This window comes from Streptococcus infantis (genome assembly GCF_047463275.1).
In the GTDB taxonomy this organism is placed as follows: domain Bacteria; phylum Bacillota; class Bacilli; order Lactobacillales; family Streptococcaceae; genus Streptococcus; species Streptococcus infantis_AF.
The window spans coordinates 192096-209059 of record NZ_JASHEE010000003.1 but is presented as its reverse complement, the minus strand read 5'-3'; the positions used below and the strand labels follow the sequence as shown (position 1 = coordinate 209059).

General features: G+C 40.3%; 16 protein-coding genes and 1 other RNA gene. 2 read left to right on the top strand and 15 right to left on the bottom strand.

Going from position 1 to position 16964, the window contains the following annotated elements:
• Positions 1 to 36: 36 nt before the first annotated feature.
• The 15 genes from tig to QM923_RS05620 all read right to left on the bottom strand — a co-directional run bounded on the left by tig (position 37) and on the right by QM923_RS05620 (position 14133).
• Positions 37 to 1320 (bottom strand): trigger factor, encoded by a 1284-nt coding sequence (gene tig, locus QM923_RS05690; protein ID WP_414291174.1) that lies wholly within the window; start codon positions 1318 to 1320, stop codon positions 37 to 39.
• A gap of 112 nt (positions 1321 to 1432) precedes the next feature.
• Entirely contained in the window at positions 1433 to 2065 is a 633-nt protein-coding gene (locus tag QM923_RS05685; protein WP_414291173.1) for a response regulator transcription factor, read from the bottom strand.
• 18 nt (positions 2066 to 2083) lie between these two features.
• Positions 2084 to 3073 carry an envelope stress sensor histidine kinase LiaS gene (locus QM923_RS05680; protein WP_414291172.1) on the bottom strand — a complete coding sequence of 330 codons (990 nt, stop codon included), beginning with the start codon at positions 3071 to 3073 and terminating at the stop codon, positions 2084 to 2086.
• Positions 3070 to 3768 (bottom strand): cell wall-active antibiotics response protein LiaF, encoded by a 699-nt coding sequence (gene liaF / locus QM923_RS05675; RefSeq protein WP_414291171.1) that lies wholly within the window; start codon positions 3766 to 3768, stop codon positions 3070 to 3072. The genes QM923_RS05680 and liaF overlap by 4 nt, the downstream gene beginning before the upstream one ends.
• 98 nt (positions 3769 to 3866) lie before the next feature.
• The gene (gene fni / locus QM923_RS05670) at positions 3867 to 4868 is read right to left on the bottom strand and encodes a type 2 isopentenyl-diphosphate Delta-isomerase (protein ID WP_414291170.1); all 1002 of its coding nucleotides are present in this window, start codon (positions 4866 to 4868) and stop codon (positions 3867 to 3869) included.
• Positions 4846 to 5859, bottom strand: coding sequence for a phosphomevalonate kinase (locus QM923_RS05665; protein WP_414291169.1), 1014 nt, complete (start codon positions 5857 to 5859; stop codon positions 4846 to 4848). The genes fni and QM923_RS05665 overlap by 23 nt, the downstream gene beginning before the upstream one ends.
• Positions 5846 to 6799, bottom strand: coding sequence for a diphosphomevalonate decarboxylase (gene mvaD, locus QM923_RS05660; RefSeq protein WP_414291168.1), 954 nt, complete (start codon positions 6797 to 6799; stop codon positions 5846 to 5848). Before mvaD ends, QM923_RS05665 begins: the two co-directional genes overlap by 14 nt.
• Entirely contained in the window at positions 6781 to 7659 is an 879-nt protein-coding gene (gene mvk / locus QM923_RS05655; RefSeq protein WP_414291167.1) for a mevalonate kinase, read from the bottom strand. Before mvk ends, mvaD begins: the two co-directional genes overlap by 19 nt.
• Positions 7660 to 7899: 240 nt before the next feature.
• Positions 7900 to 8589, bottom strand: a complete 690-nt coding sequence (locus QM923_RS05650) for a response regulator transcription factor (protein ID WP_414291166.1) — start codon at positions 8587 to 8589, stop codon at positions 7900 to 7902.
• Positions 8590 to 8600: 11 nt separating this feature from the next.
• Positions 8601 to 10025 (bottom strand): NADP-dependent phosphogluconate dehydrogenase, encoded by a 1425-nt coding sequence (gndA, locus tag QM923_RS05645; protein ID WP_006151777.1) that lies wholly within the window; start codon positions 10023 to 10025, stop codon positions 8601 to 8603.
• 76 nt (positions 10026 to 10101) lie between these two features.
• Positions 10102 to 11547, bottom strand: a complete 1446-nt coding sequence (gene mapZ / locus QM923_RS05640; RefSeq protein ID WP_414291281.1) for a cell division site-positioning protein MapZ — start codon at positions 11545 to 11547, stop codon at positions 10102 to 10104.
• A complete protein-coding gene (locus tag QM923_RS05635) occupies positions 11540 to 12718 on the bottom strand; it encodes a THUMP domain-containing class I SAM-dependent RNA methyltransferase (protein ID WP_414291165.1) in 1179 nt (392 codons plus the stop codon). The genes mapZ and QM923_RS05635 overlap by 8 nt, the downstream gene beginning before the upstream one ends.
• A gap of 82 nt (positions 12719 to 12800) precedes the next feature.
• An RNA gene (rnpB, locus tag QM923_RS05630) (RNase P RNA component class B) lies at positions 12801 to 13182 on the bottom strand.
• A gap of 18 nt (positions 13183 to 13200) precedes the next feature.
• On the bottom strand, positions 13201 to 13536 hold the full coding sequence (gene gpsB / locus QM923_RS05625; protein WP_302851808.1) for a cell division regulator GpsB: 336 nt from the start codon (positions 13534 to 13536) through the stop codon (positions 13201 to 13203).
• A gap of 69 nt (positions 13537 to 13605) precedes the next feature.
• On the bottom strand, positions 13606 to 14133 hold the full coding sequence (locus tag QM923_RS05620) for an SLOG family protein (protein ID WP_414291164.1): 528 nt from the start codon (positions 14131 to 14133) through the stop codon (positions 13606 to 13608).
• Positions 14134 to 14200: 67 nt separating this feature from the next.
• Here QM923_RS05620 and recU point away from each other — a divergent pair, with 67 nt between their 5' ends.
• Together recU and pbp1a are read left to right on the top strand one after the other, a co-directional pair.
• Complete coding sequence (gene recU / locus QM923_RS05615) at positions 14201 to 14797, top strand: Holliday junction resolvase RecU (protein ID WP_414291163.1); 597 nt, start codon at positions 14201 to 14203, stop codon at positions 14795 to 14797.
• The gene (pbp1a, locus tag QM923_RS05610; protein ID WP_414291162.1) at positions 14794 to 16920 is read left to right on the top strand and encodes a penicillin-binding protein PBP1A; all 2127 of its coding nucleotides are present in this window, start codon (positions 14794 to 14796) and stop codon (positions 16918 to 16920) included. The genes recU and pbp1a overlap by 4 nt, the downstream gene beginning before the upstream one ends.
• Positions 16921 to 16964 lie beyond the last annotated feature (44 nt).

The following is a 16964-nucleotide window of genomic DNA, read 5'->3' as shown; positions in this document are numbered from 1 at the left end:
AAACCACCGAACCTGGTGGTTTTTTATCTTTTCAGATTATTTTACTGTTGCAGTGCTTGTGATCAATTCAACAGCTTTCTTGATTGTGATATCGTGTTTCAACATATCTGCCGAAAGCAAGCTTTGTACTTGGGCAACTTCCATGTTGTAATCTGCAGCCAATTGCTCGATTTCTTTTTGGATTTCTTCTTCAGTAGCGTCAAATCCTTCAGCTTTCGCAACTGCTTCGATAACAAGGTTAGTCTTAGTGCGTGACTCAGCTTCTGCTTCGTATTGTTTGTGAAGGTCTTCTTGAGTAGTTCCAGTGATTTGGAAGTACATGTCAGGGTTGATGCCTTGACGTTGCAAGTTTCCAAGGAACTCATTTACTGAGCGGTGAACTTCTTCGTGGATCATTTCTTCTGGAAGTTCTACGATTTCAGCGTTTTCAACTGCTTTATCGATTGCTGCACCTTCAACGGCATCAGTGTATGCTTCTTCTTTAGCAGCAGCTAATTCTTTGCGGTATTTTTCTTTCAATTCGTCAAGAGTTTCAACTTCTTCGTCGATGTCTTTTGCAAGTTCATCGTCAAGAGCTGGAACTTCTTTAGCTTTCACTTCGTGGATAGTTGTTACGAATTTAGCTTCTTTACCTGCAAGGTCTTCTGCTTGGTAGTCTTCTGGGAATGTTACGATAACGTCTACAGTTTCACCAGCTGAGTGTCCAACTAATTGGTCTTCGAAACCAGGGATGAATTGACCTGAACCAAGTCCAAGTGAGAAGTTTTCACCTTTTCCGCCGTCAAATTCAACACCGTCGATAGAACCAACAAAGTCGATAACAACAGTGTCGCCGTTTTCAGCAGCGCCTTCTTTGATTACCAATTCAGCCAAGTTGTTGCGTTCACGTTCGATACGCTCTTCAACATCAGCGTCAGTTACTTCTTTATCTATATCAACTGATACTTCAAGGTTTTTATATTCACCCAATTTTACTTCAGGTTTTGTAACAACTTCAGCAGTGATAACCCAATCTTGACCTTTTTCCATAGAAGTTACGTCAATTTTTGGTTGAGCAACTACTTCAAGACCAGCTTCTTTAACAGCTACTTCATAAGCGTCTGGTAAAAGAGCGTTCATTGCATCTTGGTAAAGTGCTTCTTCGCCAAATTTTTGGTCGAAGATAGGACGTGGAAGGTGACCTTTACGGAAACCTGGAACGTTAAGAGTTTTCTTTACTGAGTTAAATACACGGTCCAATTCTGGTTTGATTTGGTCTTGAGAGATAGTGAAAGTCAAGACACCACGGTTTGTTTCTTTGTTTTCAAATGATACAGACATTCTGTCATTTCTCCTTAAAATTTTTAATACAGTCCATTATACCACATAGTAGCGAACTTTTTCAAGTAATGAATGCGCTTTTCAATGATGCTAAAGGTATATCCTATGTCCCCTAAAATTCATCAGAACCCACCAGATGATGTTGAAAAGCGTAAACGGCTGCCTGGGTACGATCACTGACCTCAAGTTTGGCTAGGATATTGGAGACATGGGTTTTGACTGTCTTTAGGGAGATAAAGAGCTCATCTGCAATACGCTGATTTTCATAGCCCTTAGCGATTAGTTGAAGGACATCGCGTTCTCGCGCAGTTAATTCTTCGTGAAGTTCCATATGATTGCGGTGGTATTCTACTTTCTTACTCACCTCTTGTTCGATCGCTAGCTCTCCAGCTGCCACCTTTTGAACAGCATGAAACAATTCATCGGCACTTGATGTCTTGAGCATATAGCCTTTAGCCCCAGCATTTAAGACTGGCATGATTTTTTCATTGTCTAGATAAGAAGTCACAATCAAAATTTTAGCCTCCGGCCATTCTTTGAGAATAGCTAGAGTTGCGTCAATTCCGTTGACTTCAGGCATAACAATATCCATCACAATCACATCGGGACGAAGAGCCAAGGCCATGGAAATCCCTTCTGCGCCATTAGTTGCTTCTCCGACAACCTCTACACCATCTTGTAGTTCAAAATAACTTTTTAATCCAAGACGCACCATTTGGTGGTCATCTACTAATAATAGTTTCATTTTATTTCCTTTTGTTAGTCAATCAAGCAAGCGGATCCGAATATCCACTGCCAAACCCTGCTTGGGTGCTGTTAATAGTTGTATGCTCCCTGCCATATCTTCCACTCGTTCTTTGATATTGCGTAGTCCATAGCTCAAATCATCTACGTCAGCCGGCTCGAAACCTCTGCCATTGTCCACTACTTTCAACTGTAATTCTGTTTCAGTCTGATAAAGATAAACATCCAAACAAGAAGCTTGAGCATGACGGAGAGTATTGCTAATCAATTCTTGAACGATACGAAAGACATGCTCCTCAATCTTTTTAGGCAATTCGTCTACCTCATATTTAAAACTGACTTTGAGTTCACTTTTTTCTTCCAATTCTTTGAGAAGCAACTGAATCCCCTCAACCAGACTCTTTTGTTCCAGTTCTATCGGTCGCAAATGCAAGAGCAGAATACGCAAATCTCTTTGGGCTGTCTCCAAAATAGCTGTTACACTCTGGAGTTGTGTCTGCATCTTCTCTCTGTCTAATTTGGAAGCTTGTTGACTTAGTCCTGATAAAATCATATGGGCAGCAAAAATTTCTTGGCTAACCGTATCATGCAAGTCACGCGCGATTCGCTTGCGCTCCTTTTCAATAATCACTTCTTCCTTGACCAAGGCTTGATTGTCTGCTTTTTGAATGGCTTCTGTCAATAAACCAAGCTTGCCTGATAGGTTTCTAAAACTTGCGTCTAAATCAGCATCTCCAAGACTTTTAATATCTTTACCAGCTAGCAGACGATTAAGATTTGCTTGGATTCTTCTTCTTGAAATTTCGTCAACCATTGTCCAAAACAAGACCAATAAAAAGGCTAGAGCAAGACTAAACATCAAAGCTAGAAATAGGACTTTTTCTGTCTTTTCTAAATCTTGGAAGAGAGAAGTCCACTCCAAATCTAAGACCTTAAAAATACTTCGAAACAGAAAAGCGACAAAGAGAAAAGAGGTGACACCAATTAAAATATAGGGTTGCTTTTTCATCCTCTCACCACCTCAACATCTCCAACCATAGTTGTCAAAAGAATCTTAACACTCTTGGGACTCTTGAGATAATCTCTGGTTTCTTGATGAAATTGCTCATTGCGCAAAGCACGTTTAGGCTGGTCAAAAAAGGTTAAATCTCCGTACAGAGAATTGACACTTAGGCTGACTTCAACATCTACTGGTACGATAATTCTAGTCGTACCGACCAGTTTTCTCAAGATGATGACATTATCATGATTGCTCAAAATCACGTGCTCTAGATGAATGGTATCCTTCCCCATAAAGCGAAAGAGATTGATATCATCAAAACGACAAGTCTGGTAACTTGAAAAATGGTGGAGATTTCCAAACCAGCGATTTTTCTCCTTCTTTACTGTCACAACATCTTCAAAAACCAGATTGGTATCTTCTCTTTCCTGGTTCATCATAGGGTAAAGCAGGAACAGGCTGTATATCAAGGCCACAAAGATGGCTAAAATGACAAAGGGATTGAGCATGATGATAAAGAAAAATAGGATGCTCACCGCCACTAAAATAAAGTTATTCCCCTGTTTTCCAGTATAATATCGAATCAGCAGTAAAAACAAGAGCAATATCAGTAGAAAACGGGAAAAATGCTCTGATACCATCATAATCAGAGCTCCTGTTAATAAACAAGCTTCAATAAATAGAAAAATTTGAAATTTTCGCATGTATCCGTCCTCTCCATTTAATTGTATCACAAATCCCAAAAGTCACATCAGTCTGAGGAATGATAAAGAGGTCGGGACTAAAATCCCGACCTTTTTCTTTACATTTTGTCTTTTGCTTCTTTTAATTTTCCATATAGAAGATAGTCGACCTCTTGCAAATCCTCAATTTTTTTACAATTAAGGGCACACATAATCAAGCGTAGGTCTTCCTTCCAGCTTTCAACAATGGAAATAACGACATCAACAGAGTAATTTTCAACCAGCTCTAACATAGTGCGTGATAGACCAACTGCCTTGGCTCCAAACACCAAGCATTTGATGATATCTAGTGGATTGCGAACTCCTCCACTAACCAAAAGTTCCATCTTGTCTTTCCAGTCTTGGGCATTCAAAAGAGCTTGCATGGTCGATTGACCCCAGTCATTTAGGTAGTCACGCTGTCCACTGCGACGGTTTTCGATATAGGCAAAGCTGGTTCCCCCACGACCAGACAAATCAACTGTTCTTATCCCTATCTCGTATGCCTTAGCAATAGTTTTCACATCCATGCCAAAGCCGACTTCTTTTAAAATAAGTGGCACAGAGATTTGCTCAGCATAGTCTGCCAGATTGCTTTGCCACAATCTAAATTGACGTTCACCCTCTGGCATGAGCAATTCCTGCATGACATTAACATGAATTTGTAATAGAAGTGGATTCATCTCTTTCACTGTTTGTAATCCTAGTTCTACAGGTTTGTCTAAGCCAATATTGGTTCCAAGAAGGAGGTCAGGGTAACTAGTTTTGACTGAAAAAGAATCATCTGAAGGATCCTTGAGTGCAGCGCTGTATGAGCCCGTCACAAATAAAATCCCACAAGCATCTGCCACCTGAGCCAGCTTTTGATTGATTTCTCTCCCCTTATCGCTTCCACCTGTCATAGCATTTATATAAAAAGGAAAGTCCCACTTTCGACCTGCAAATTCTGTCGAAAGATCAATTTCATCTAAGTCATATAAGGGGAGCGAAGAATGAATTAGTTCAACTTCATCAAAACTATTATAAGTACTGTTTTGTTCAAGGGCATAGCGGATGTGTTCATCCTTCCGATTTGTCGTCATGTCCCATCCTTTCTTGATACAAGAGCTCAATTCCTAAATCAGCCCAGCGTTTTTTCAGTAATGTGGTCGAATTTTGATCAAAGCTAAGTGCTATCCCACAGTCTCCACCACCAGCACCACTGCTCTTAGCAACAGCTTTCAAATCTCGGCTGGCATTTTTTAGTTGTCTGAGCGAAGGTGTATAAATATCTGAACTCAAGTTTTCTAAGAGTTGACTAGCTTGTTCTAGTAGCTCCATTATCTTTTCTTCTTGTCCTTCATGCAAAGCCTTCACCAAAGAGTTTACTGTTTCTTTTGAAGCTTGCAAAAAGCTAGCATTCATATTCTTCTTGATTTGCTTGACCATGTAACTAGACACAGCTACTTCCTTGGTCCAACCTACCAGAAAATCAAAGTCCAAGGCCGGTTCAACACTCCTAATAGAAAAGCCCCAGTCACGTGCTAATACAGCCTGCAAGTCTTCTTTTTCTAGCCAATCTGCAACTTTCTCGCGGTCAAATGACTGATAGAGGACGAGGTCTTCGGAAACGATACAGGCAATGTCACCCATGGAACCATTGTCTCCACGTTTGAGAAGAACAGCACTCGCCAGTTTAAACAAGAGGTCTCTTTCAGCTGGTCTATCATAGAAAGTAAGCATGGCCTTGATAACCAATACAACGACGCTACCACTAGAACCCAGACCAAACTTCTTGCCCTGACGCTCCATTTTCCCACGAATATCTAAGGAAAAAGGCTGCAAGTCAAATCCTTGGGCAGTCAGATAGTCCTCCACCAAAGCAACTGTTTCTTGAATCAAGGTATAAGAAGAATCCGGTCGCATATCTACACTATAAGTAAACATATCTGAGTAAAGTCGATAAACTTCTGAGGACTCAATCTCAGCTGTCATATAGATGGGAATAGCCTTTATTAGTGCCAACTGTCCTGGTTCTAAAATGGCATACTCACCCGCCCAGTAGAGCTTCCCACAAGTTTTAACAATCGTCATCTTGGCTCAAGTCCTTTGTTTTTGAAACGATTAAGCGATAACGTTGACCTAAAAGTTCTGATAGATGTTCCAAGTCTTTTTCTAAACAAAGAACCTTGACATTAGGCCCCGCATCCATGGTGAAGTAACAAGATTCTCCTTGTTCCCTAAGCTGACGAACGAAATCCATAGCCTCATAACTTGCATCTGTCAGATAAGAGAACGGTGGATTGGCAGTTTTTGTCGTAGCATGCATGGCAAGAGCGTTCTTTTCTGTTAATACTCCAACTTTCTCAAAGTCATTTTCCTTGAGATAGACCAGCATATCCTTGTAGTCTTGCTCAGACTGACGAATCCAGTCCTCAAATGTTGTTGAAGTTTCCACGCAGAGTTTCATACCATCCCTACTAGAGATTGGCTTTTTCTGGTCTTCCAAGACCAACATAATCATAGCTAGTTTCAAGTCAGTTTCGACAGGATAGATTTCTCCACTATCCTTATCCCAAGCTGCTATGGGGCCATAAAAACTACGAGATGAAGAACCAGATGCGAACTTAGCTTCCAAAGCTAATTCTTTACGAGCTAGCCCTAATTGGAAGTAAGCATTGCAGGCTTTGACTAGAGCAGACAAACCACTAGAACTTGAAGAAAGACCTGCCGCTGTTGGCATATTGTTCTTGGTGTCAATACGAACAAAACCTGCCCCTTCAGGACGGTAGCGGTCAATGATTTTACGCATCTTGATATGTTCAGCTTCATTTTGCAACTGACCATTGATGTAAAAAACATCAGCGGTTGCATCTGCTGGTAAAGGAGATAAGGTTGTTTCAGTAAACATATTTTCTAGAGTTAACGAGATACTGCTAGTCGCAGGAACCATCTCTTTTTCTGCTTTCTTCCCCCAATATTTAATAATGGCAATATTGGCATAGGAACGTACTGTTACAGGCTTTCGATCCATGTCTGAACAGCTCCTTTCTCTTCTAATCTTTCAGCTAAATTTTGAGCTTGGTGATAGTCAGCTACTAAGGCTATGATACAGCCACCTAAACCACCTCCACTCATCTTAGCACCTAAAGCTTCATGTTGAAGAGCAGTATTAACCAAGGCATCAGCCTCAAGGCTACTAACTCCTATTTCTTTTAGATTTCCATGTGCTTTTGTTAAAATCTCTCCCAGCATCACGGCATCTCTTGCCTTTATTGCTTCTTCTGCTTGCTGGGTCAACTCTCCAAGTGCATACAAGAAAGGTAAAGCTTCCTTACCCTTGCTCTCTACAACTTGAATAGCTTCACGAGTGTGTCCATAGACTCCTGTGTCTGCAATGACCAGATAAGCCGACAAGTCCATGGCTAGTTCTTCAAAACCAACATTCTTGATAAAACGAATAGGCTGGTCACTAAGACAGGTCTTAGCATCCAATCCACTAGGATTCATATGGGCAATCATCTCAGCGCGATTGACCAGAATTTCTAACACATCATGTGGAAGTTCTGCTTGGTAATAATCAAATACCGCGCGAATAGCCGCAATGCTAATGGCTGCCGAAGAACCCATTCCACGTTTTTCTGGAATAGCAGAGTCAATTCGGCAACGGATGTAAGCATCTTTGATATTCAGATACTCTAGGGAAGCATAAACTGCCATGGACAAGGTGTCCTCTTCAAAAAGACGCCATGGTGTCGCTGCTGGAACCACCCGACAAGTCACTTCAACCTCTAAAAGAGGCAAAGAGATGGCTGGATAGCCGTAAACCACTGCATGCTCTCCTATTAAAATAATTTTACTATGTGCCTGACCGACACCAACTTCTTTTGTCATTTAATCCTACTATCAGACGAAAAGCGTCTGTTTCTAGATAAAATTTTAGAACTTTATTCCTTTCTATTTTATTATATTTTCACAAAAAAAGCGATTGTTTCCTTCACAATCGCTTATCGTTGAGATAAAAAATTAAACTTATCATTTTCTCAACCTTTAAAAAAGAGGCAATCAATGCTTCAAAAAAGCACTTGCTTATAGGCAAGTGCTCTTCGACTTTAATTGATAAAATATTGCTTATTAATCCTGCATGGTATAACCCACACCACGCACGGTTTTAATGTAGCTCTTTTGACCTTTTACGTCAAGCTTGCTACGTAGATAACGGATATAAACATCCACGATATTAGTTTCGGTCGCACTTTCATACTTCCAAACACTTTCCAGTAACTGCTCTCGAGTTAAAACTTTCTTGCTTCCCATAAGGGTCGCTAAAAGGTCATATTCACGACGTGTGAGGGCAATCATCTCCTCACCACGATAGACAGTATGATGTTCTACGTCCATACGTAGGTTGCGGTATGACGTTGGAACCTTCATTTGACTACAGTGTTGGTCGATAAAATCCCGACCTCGGAAAATTGCTGCAATACGAGCCACCAAATCATCAATAATGACTGGCTTGTAGATATATGAAACAGCGAAACGCTGAATTGTTTCAAGTTGGTCTTGCAATTCTTCTCGATGGTCCAAGACTATAATAACCGAAGCTGGCTTAGTCCGACTCAACTGTTCTGCAAAACCCTGGGCTGTCATATCCCCTAGATGAGCATTCAGTAAAATCAAGTCATAGTCAGTCTGAAGAGCCATGGAGAGGGCTTTTTGACCCTCTTCTACCTGATCAACTCGGTATTGCTCTTTTTGGAGTTCCAGACTTAAAAAATGAGCTAGATTTCTTTCTTTCTCAAGTAATAAAATCCGTTTCCCCATGGCTGACCTACTTATTTTTCGTCATACCAAGAGTAGTGGAATGTTCCTTCTTTGTCTTTACGTTGGTATGTGTGGGCACCAAAGTAATCACGTTGTGCTTGGATCAAGTTTGCTGGAAGGTCAGCTGAACGGTAGCTATCAAAGTAAGTGATGGCAGCTGAGAAGGTTGGTACTGGTACACCTGCTTGAACAGCAAGAGCTACGATATCACGAACTGATTGTTGGTACTTAGCTGTTACATCCAAGAAGTACTCATCCAAAAGAAGGTTAGCAAGATCTGCATCACGGTTGTAAGCATCTGTAATCTTTTGCAAGAAACGAGAACGGATGATACATCCATCGCGCCAGATAGATGCGATATCTGCAAATGGCAAGTTCCAGTTATTCTCTTTAGAAGCGACACGCAATTGCGCAAAACCTTGTGCGTAAGAAATGATTTTTGAGAAGTAAAGGGCTTGACGGATCTTTTCAATCAACTCAGCCTTGTCTCCTTCAAATTTGAAAGCAGCTGGTTTTGGAAGCACCTTGCTAGCGTGTACACGTTCTTCTTTATAAGTTGAAATGTAGCGCGCAAATACTGACTCAGTAATCAGTGACAATGGCACACCAAGGTCAAGAGCTGATTGGCTAGTCCATTTACCTGTTCCCTTGTTTCCTGCAGCATCCAAGATGTAGTCTACGATTGGTCCATCTTGACCTTCGTCGTCTTTGCGTCCAAGGATATCCGCAGTGATTTCGATCAAGTAGCTGTCTAATTCGCCTTTGTTCCACTCAGTAAAGATTTCAGCCATATCTTGAGCTGAAAGGCCAAGCAAGTGTTGCATGAGGTCATAGCTTTCTGCAATCAATTGCATGTCTCCATACTCGATACCATTGTGGACCATTTTCACATAGTGGCCAGCTCCATCAGGACCGATGTAAGTCACACATGGTTTCCCATCTTCTGGTGCTTTTGCAGAGATCTCTTCAAGAACATCTGCTACCAATTCATAAGCTTCTTTTTGTCCACCAGGCATGATAGAAGGACCTTCAAGGGCACCTTTTTCACCACCAGAGACACCTGTACCGATGAAGTTGATACCCGAGTTCGCCAACTCTTCGTTACGACGGATAGTATCTTTATAGAAAGTATTTCCTCCGTCGATCAAGATATCGCCTTTGTCCAAATGTGGAAGAAGGGCTTGGATGGTTGCGTCAGTACCTGGTCCTGCTTGAACCATGAGCATGATACGACGTGGTTTTTCGATAGAGTTTACGAAGCTTTCGATATCATAGCTTGGCACAAAGTTCTTTTCAGGATGGCAAGCAACAACATCTTCTGTTTTTTCTTTACTACGGTTATAAATGGCAACTGTATAGCCACGAGATTCAATATTAAGGGCAAGGTTACGACCCATTACGGCCATACCCACGACACCAAAGTTAGCTTTTGTCATGTGACACTCCTCTTATTTAATATGTTTTATTTTATCACGTTTATCTGTGAAAAGAAAGAATTTTATAACAATTTGACTAGTAGTCAAGATCGTTAGCGTGACCAGAACCATTTCCTACAAAGTATCCTGTCTTACAGTTAAGGGTGAAGAGATAAGTTCCATCTGGTTTATAAAGATTATAATATCCATTGCCATTCACAATATTTACACGTTCCAAGATATACTGGTTTCCAGTGATATATCCACGCGCACGGGATGTCTCAAGAATCTGTTCAAGAACACCATCTGCAAAGGTCCAGGCAGGATTACTACTATCATTTACAGCAGATTGATTATACGGTACTCGGCTAGCGCTTCTTTGCAAATTAACACCTTCGCTTGACAAGCCACTATTAGTAGATGCCGCAGTATCACTTGTTGAAGTAGATGGACTGCTTTCTGTTGTTGGGCTTGACGCTTCCTGACTAGCAACTGTTGTCGAAGCTGTACTTGCTGTTGTACTTGTTAATTGACTCTTACCGAGGCCGATTGCTTTATCAAGCAGTTTATCAATTTCTGTATTACCAGTCTTGATATCCGTGAATTTGGCATCCGCTTTGACTTTTGCGTTTGTATCCAAGACGCCATCTGTAATAGCTGGGGTTTCAAATTGAGCATTCACTTCTTTGATAGCTTTTATTTGTGTTTCTAAGCTATCGTATTTTGATTTAGCTAGAGTATGTTCTCTCGCTCCTTCAAGTTTGTCTAGAAGTTCCTTCAATTGATTTAATTGACTAAATTGGCTATTTTTAAGAGCTGTTTTGTTTTCATCAGTATAAAATGTGTCGTAGAGCGTATTAAATTGTTCATAGACTGACTGATTGCTTACCAGACCTGAATCTGCCGCCTTCGTTTGAAGCTCTTGAGAAGAACGTGCAATCTGACGATAAACGTAATAGCCACCTCCAAAAATTAAGAGGATTACTAAAATAATAGCTGACAAAATTACCCATTTCTTTTTATTTTGTGGTTGATCATCTGCTTGAGCAGAACGAGATAAGGGTTGAAGTTGTTCTTCATTTTCCTCATAAACCACTGCGACTTCAGAGTCATCAACCTCAGCCATTTCCACAGCTTTCAATTCATCCTTAAAAGGTTGCTCGAGAACTCTCGTTTCCTCTTCTTCAACTTCTTTAGCCAGAATTTCAGTTGTTTCTGTAGCAACCGCAAGAGCAATTGCTTCCTCATCCGAATTTAATGTATTTTCTTGTTCAGTAGTTTCTCTCACTTCTTGAATCATATCATCCAAGCTTTGAGTAGACTCCTCTTTTTTCGTTTGTAGATTTTCGAACTTGTCGGCTTCGATTTCTTCACGGTGTTGCTTAATATATTTGTCCAAGATGGTATCGTCCGGAGTCACACTGGCCTCAACTTCTTCGTTCTTACGAATGGCCTGACCAACCGTTAAATCTTTAGCTTCTTCAAATTCAAATTTAGATTCTTGCTCATCCTTGTGATGGTGATTGTTTCTTTCCTTACTCATTTGCATTCCTTTCTGTTTTGACATCTTGTCTTTTCACTCGTTGACCAAAATATTGATATAAATCAACTTTCAAAGTACCGTTATAGAGTTTCCGTTTTTTATCAGCCTGACTACCATATTTACTTTCAAAAGCTTCATCACTAGTCAGGATAAATTTACTCCAGGTTTTAAGTGGTGCAAATACCTCTCCCATTTCAGCATAGAGCTTAGTGACTCCAGCGTCATCGGATAAGCGCTCCCCATATGGTGGATTCGAAATAATAACTCCATTAATCTTATCTGTTCGCAAATCCTGCACGCGCATCTGCTTAAAGTGGATATCCTTAGAAACCCCCGCAGCCTGAGCATTTGCCTTAGCAATTTCCACCATACGTCCATCAATGTCACAACCCATGATATCAAGTTCAATCTCGCGATTGATCTTCTTGCTAGCTTCCGTACGAATCTCCTGAATCAATCGATCATTGACCCAATTCCATTCTTCAAAAGCAAAGGAACGTCGCAAACCTGGTGCCATATTACGAGCAATCATAGCAGCTTCAATACAGAAAGTACCTGAACCACAGGTTGGATCAATCAGTGGTTTATCAGGGTACCAATTTGATAATTGTAAAATCGCCGCTGCCATGTTCTCTTTGATTGGAGCACCACCTTTTTCAGTACGATAACCTCGTTTGAAAAGACTAGAGCCACTTGTGTCAATCATGATAGTTGCAACATCTTTAAGAATTGAAACCTCTATTTTAAACTCTGGACCATTTTCCATCAAGGGAACGCCTTCTGGTCGAGCATAATGTTTCTGCAATTTCTTGACAACTGCCTTTTTAGAAATAGCTTGAACACTGGGTTCATTATGAAGTTTTGACTTGACACATTTTGCTTTTGAAATTGGAAAACGCGCTCCAAGTGGTAAATAGTTTTCCCAATCTAAGGCAAAAACTCCTTGAAAAAGTTCTTCAAATGTTCTTGCGGGAAAAGTCCCAACAATTATCTTAATCCTATCTGCAGCTCTCAGCCACAAATTGGTTTCAATAATTGCCTTTACATCTCCTTCAAAGCGAACGCGACCATTTTCAACTTGGCAATCATAGCCTAGTTCTCGTACTTCACTACCCACAACAGCTTCTAAGCCTGCTGCTGCAGTCGCTATTAAGTTAAATGTTTGTTTCATGTCAGTCTTTAAAGACCTTTCTCTTGTTCACCTTTAAAAAATGAGGTTGAGAAAATTTCTCAGCCCCAACCTATATGCAATTTTCTATAAGCCATGTTTTGTTCCAGAAATGACTAGGATCATTTCCTTCGATAATCATCTGTCTACCACTAACAGCTAGAAGCTGCTAGTAGTCAGAGTACTACGTTCGTTTCCGCGCACTCCATGCCCCGACCAAAATTTGGGTTGCTAGCTTGAGGGGTTTACCGCGTTCCACTCTCTCTGTTTCCAGAGAGACTTCGTCACTGTGGCACTTTCAGAGCTACTAAAACATATCCGAAAACTTAGTCTATTCACTCGCCGTAACGATTTCTCGTCCCTAGGCTTATGGTTTCGCCTAGCACAAACACTACAGGCATCACAGCCTGTGCTAGCATGGACTTTCCTCATGAAAAGATAAACTCTCCACGCGATTATCCAAAAATTGCACAACTGTATGATTCTTAGAAATCAGAATTTTCTACGATTTGTTTTCCAAATACTTCTTTTTCAAGACGATTCAAGCGTTTCAAGATATCAAAGTTAGTCATAGAAGTCGTACTTCCAAGCTCAGCAGGCTCAGACGTTACAGATACAGGTGCCACTTGAGGTTTGTTCGCCAATTGTTCTTTCAATTCTGCGACTTCCAAGCGCAATGATTTAACCAACGCTGCATAGGTTTCATAATCCTTGATAACGTCATCTAAGAATTCATCTACCTCTGCTTTACTGTATCCACGTACTTCTCTTCCGAAATCCTGCTCAAAAATATCCTTTGCTGTAAAAATAATACTTGCCATGTCTCTCTCCATTCTCAGTTACTAGTATTATTATATAAAAAAAGGCAAACAAAAAGCAAGGTCAAAGCCTCAATTTTCGGAAAAATTTTCGGCTATTTCGTTTAAATCCTCAAATGTTAATCTTTTTGTAATATAGTTGTCTTTCTTTTTCATCAGTTCGTAAAAAAATCTCAGTTTTGTTTCGTTTTCTTGATCATAAAAAAGATAGGCTCCATCTGTATTTTCAAGTAAAAAAATCTGGTAATCTCTCAGTTGTCCTTTATGTTCAAAAGTCGGATAGGCATACTTAATAAAATCAACCTGTTTAAAATCACTAAGTTTGACCTGGTTAGCTTCATTCCAATTCGAGCCATGTGTCTCAAAGTCAAAAATGGTTGCTAGATGAAACCCATAGTCTTCTTTCATATCTCTAGCAACTTCTAAGACCCAGTGTTCAAAACCCAGAGAACCCGTAAACACTAGCCATTGCAAGCCTTCCTCAGCCAATCTTTCCAAATCTCTACGAATGGCTTTTTTGATGATTTTTAACCGAATATCCTTTTCATTAAACAATCCTAAATCAAAAGCTGAGTATCCCAAAACCAAGGCTGTATGCATTTTTTCACCCTTTCTGTTGACCTTTGTGGTATAATAGAGTGATGTTATTGTACCAATAAGGAGGACTATGGTCAACTATCCACATAAACTTTCATCTAAACCAAGTAATAATTCCCTACCTCAAACTAAAAATTTCGCAAATCGAGGGATGAGCTTTGAAAAGATGATTAATGCTACCAATGACTACTATCTATCACATGGAATAGCGGTTATTCATAAAAAGCCAACCCCAGTTCAAATTGTTCGGGTCGACTATCCTCAGCGGAGTCGGGCTAAAATTGTTGAAGCCTATTTTAGACAGGCCTCAACCACTGACTACTCGGGTGTTTATGAAGGATTCTACATTGATTTTGAAGCAAAGGAAACTCGACAAAAAAATGCGTTCCCGATGAAGAACTTCCATTCTCATCAGATACAGCATATGGAACAGGTTCTTGAACAAAAGGGGATTTGCTTCGTCCTAATCCATTTTTCTTCTTATCAAGAAACATATTTATTACCGGCGATTGACCTCATCCGTTTTCATCATCAGGATATGGGGAAAAAATCAATGCCGCTTGATTATATCCGAGAGCACGGTTTTGTAATTGAACAACAAGCCTTTCCTCAAATACCTTATCTCGATATCGTCAAACAACATTTACTAGGTGGTAAAACAATATGAACAAACAACTTATCTGGCGCATCGCTAAATATCTAGGGATTGGATTCTTAGTAGCCTCTATCGCTTCGATATTGATTGGTGCGAGTGTCTTCTTCTACTACGTATCTAAAGCACCAGAACTTTCTGAAAGCAAACTGGTAGCAACAACTTCAAGTAAGATTTACGACAGTAAAAACGAATTGATTGCTGACTTAGGAGCAGAGCGCCGTGTCAATGCTCAAAGTAGTGAAATTCCTACAGACCTTGTTAATGCAATCGTCTCCATTGAAGACCATCGTTTTTTCAACCATAGAGGTATTGATAGCATCCGCATCATGGGCGCTTTCTTACGAAATCTTCGAAGTAATGGCATCCAAGGTGGTTCAACCTTGACGCAACAGTTGATAAAATTAACTTACTTTTCAACATCATCGTCCGACCAAACAATCTCACGTAAAGCCCAAGAAGCTTGGCTAGCTATTCAGTTGGAAAGAACTGCAACCAAACAAGAAATTTTGACCTATTACATTAATAAGGTCTACATGTCTAACGGTAATTATGGTATGCAAACTGCCGCTCAAAATTACTATGGCAAAGATTTAAAAGATCTTTCTATTCCACAACTTGCTCTTTTAGCCGGAATGCCACAGGCGCCTAACCAATACGATCCTTATTCTCACCCCGATGAAGCCAAGGAGCGTCGTGACCTAGTTCTATCCGAAATGAAAAAACAAGGTTATTTGACAGCTGAACAATATGATACTGCGATAAATACACCTATCACTGATGGTTTACAAAGTCTTAAAGGAAGTAATACCTACCCTCCTTACTTGGACAACTACCTCAAAGAAGTGATTGATCAAGTCGAACAAGAAACTGGCTACAATCTCCTAACAACTGGAATGGAGGTCTATACAAACGTAGACCAAAATGTTCAAAAACGACTCTGGGATATTTACAATACCGATGAGTATGTTCACTACCCCGACGATGAAATCCAAGCTGCTTCTACTATCGTAGATGTTTCAAATGGTAAGGTTATTGCCCAACTTGGTTCAAGACACCAATCAAGTAATGTATCCTTCGGTCTCAACCAAGCTGTTGAAACAAATCGTGACTGGGGTTCTACTATGAAACCTATCACAGACTATGCACCTGCACTTGAGTACGGAATTTACGACTCAACTGCTACTCTTATCCCCGACATTCCATATAACTATCCTGGAACAGACACCCCTGTCTATAATTGGGATAAGAGTTACTACGGAAATATCACTCTCCAATATGCCATTCAGCAATCTCGTAACATACCAGCAGTTGAAACGCTTGAAAAAGTTGGATTAAACAAGGCTAAGACCTTTTTAAATGGTTTAGGTATTGATTATCCTAACATGGTTTACGCCAATGCTATTTCAAGTAATACGGTTGAATCCCATAAACAGTACGGAGCTAGCAGTGAGAAAATGGCTGCTGCCTACGCCGCCTTTGCTAATGGTGGTATCTACCACAAACCAATGTACATCAATAAGGTTGTCTTTAGTGACGGTAATTCAAAAGAGTTTTCTGATCCTGGATCACGCGCCATGAAGGAAACAACTGCCTACATGATGACAGAAATGATGAAAACTGTACTTACCTACGGAACAGGCCGTGGTGCCTACATGTCCTGGTTACCTCAAGCAGGTAAGACGGGTACATCTAACTATACAGATGATGAAATTGAAAATTACATTAAGAGATACGATTATGTAGCTCCAGATGAAATGTTTGTAGGATATACCCGCAAATATTCAATGGCAGTTTGGACAGGTTATTCAAATCGTCTCACTCCAATCGAAGGAGATGGATTTAGAGTAGCAGCAAATATCTATCGCTCAATGATGGAGTACCTTTCCGAGAATGATCACCCAGGTGATTGGACAATGCCTGAAGGTCTGTATCGCAATGGTGAGTATATCTTCAAAGCCGGCGCCCGTAGCAACAGGCTCCCTCAAACAACCCAACAAGCTACTACAGAAGCTCCTACTACAACAACCGAAAATCAAACTACAGTTGCTGAAACTACTAGCCCAAATAATGGACAAAACCAAACTGTTCCAAATACAAATCAAAATCAAAATCAAAATCCTCAAGGACAACAATAATCTTAAAAGACCTAGGAAACATCTTCCTAGGTCTTTTATTAATG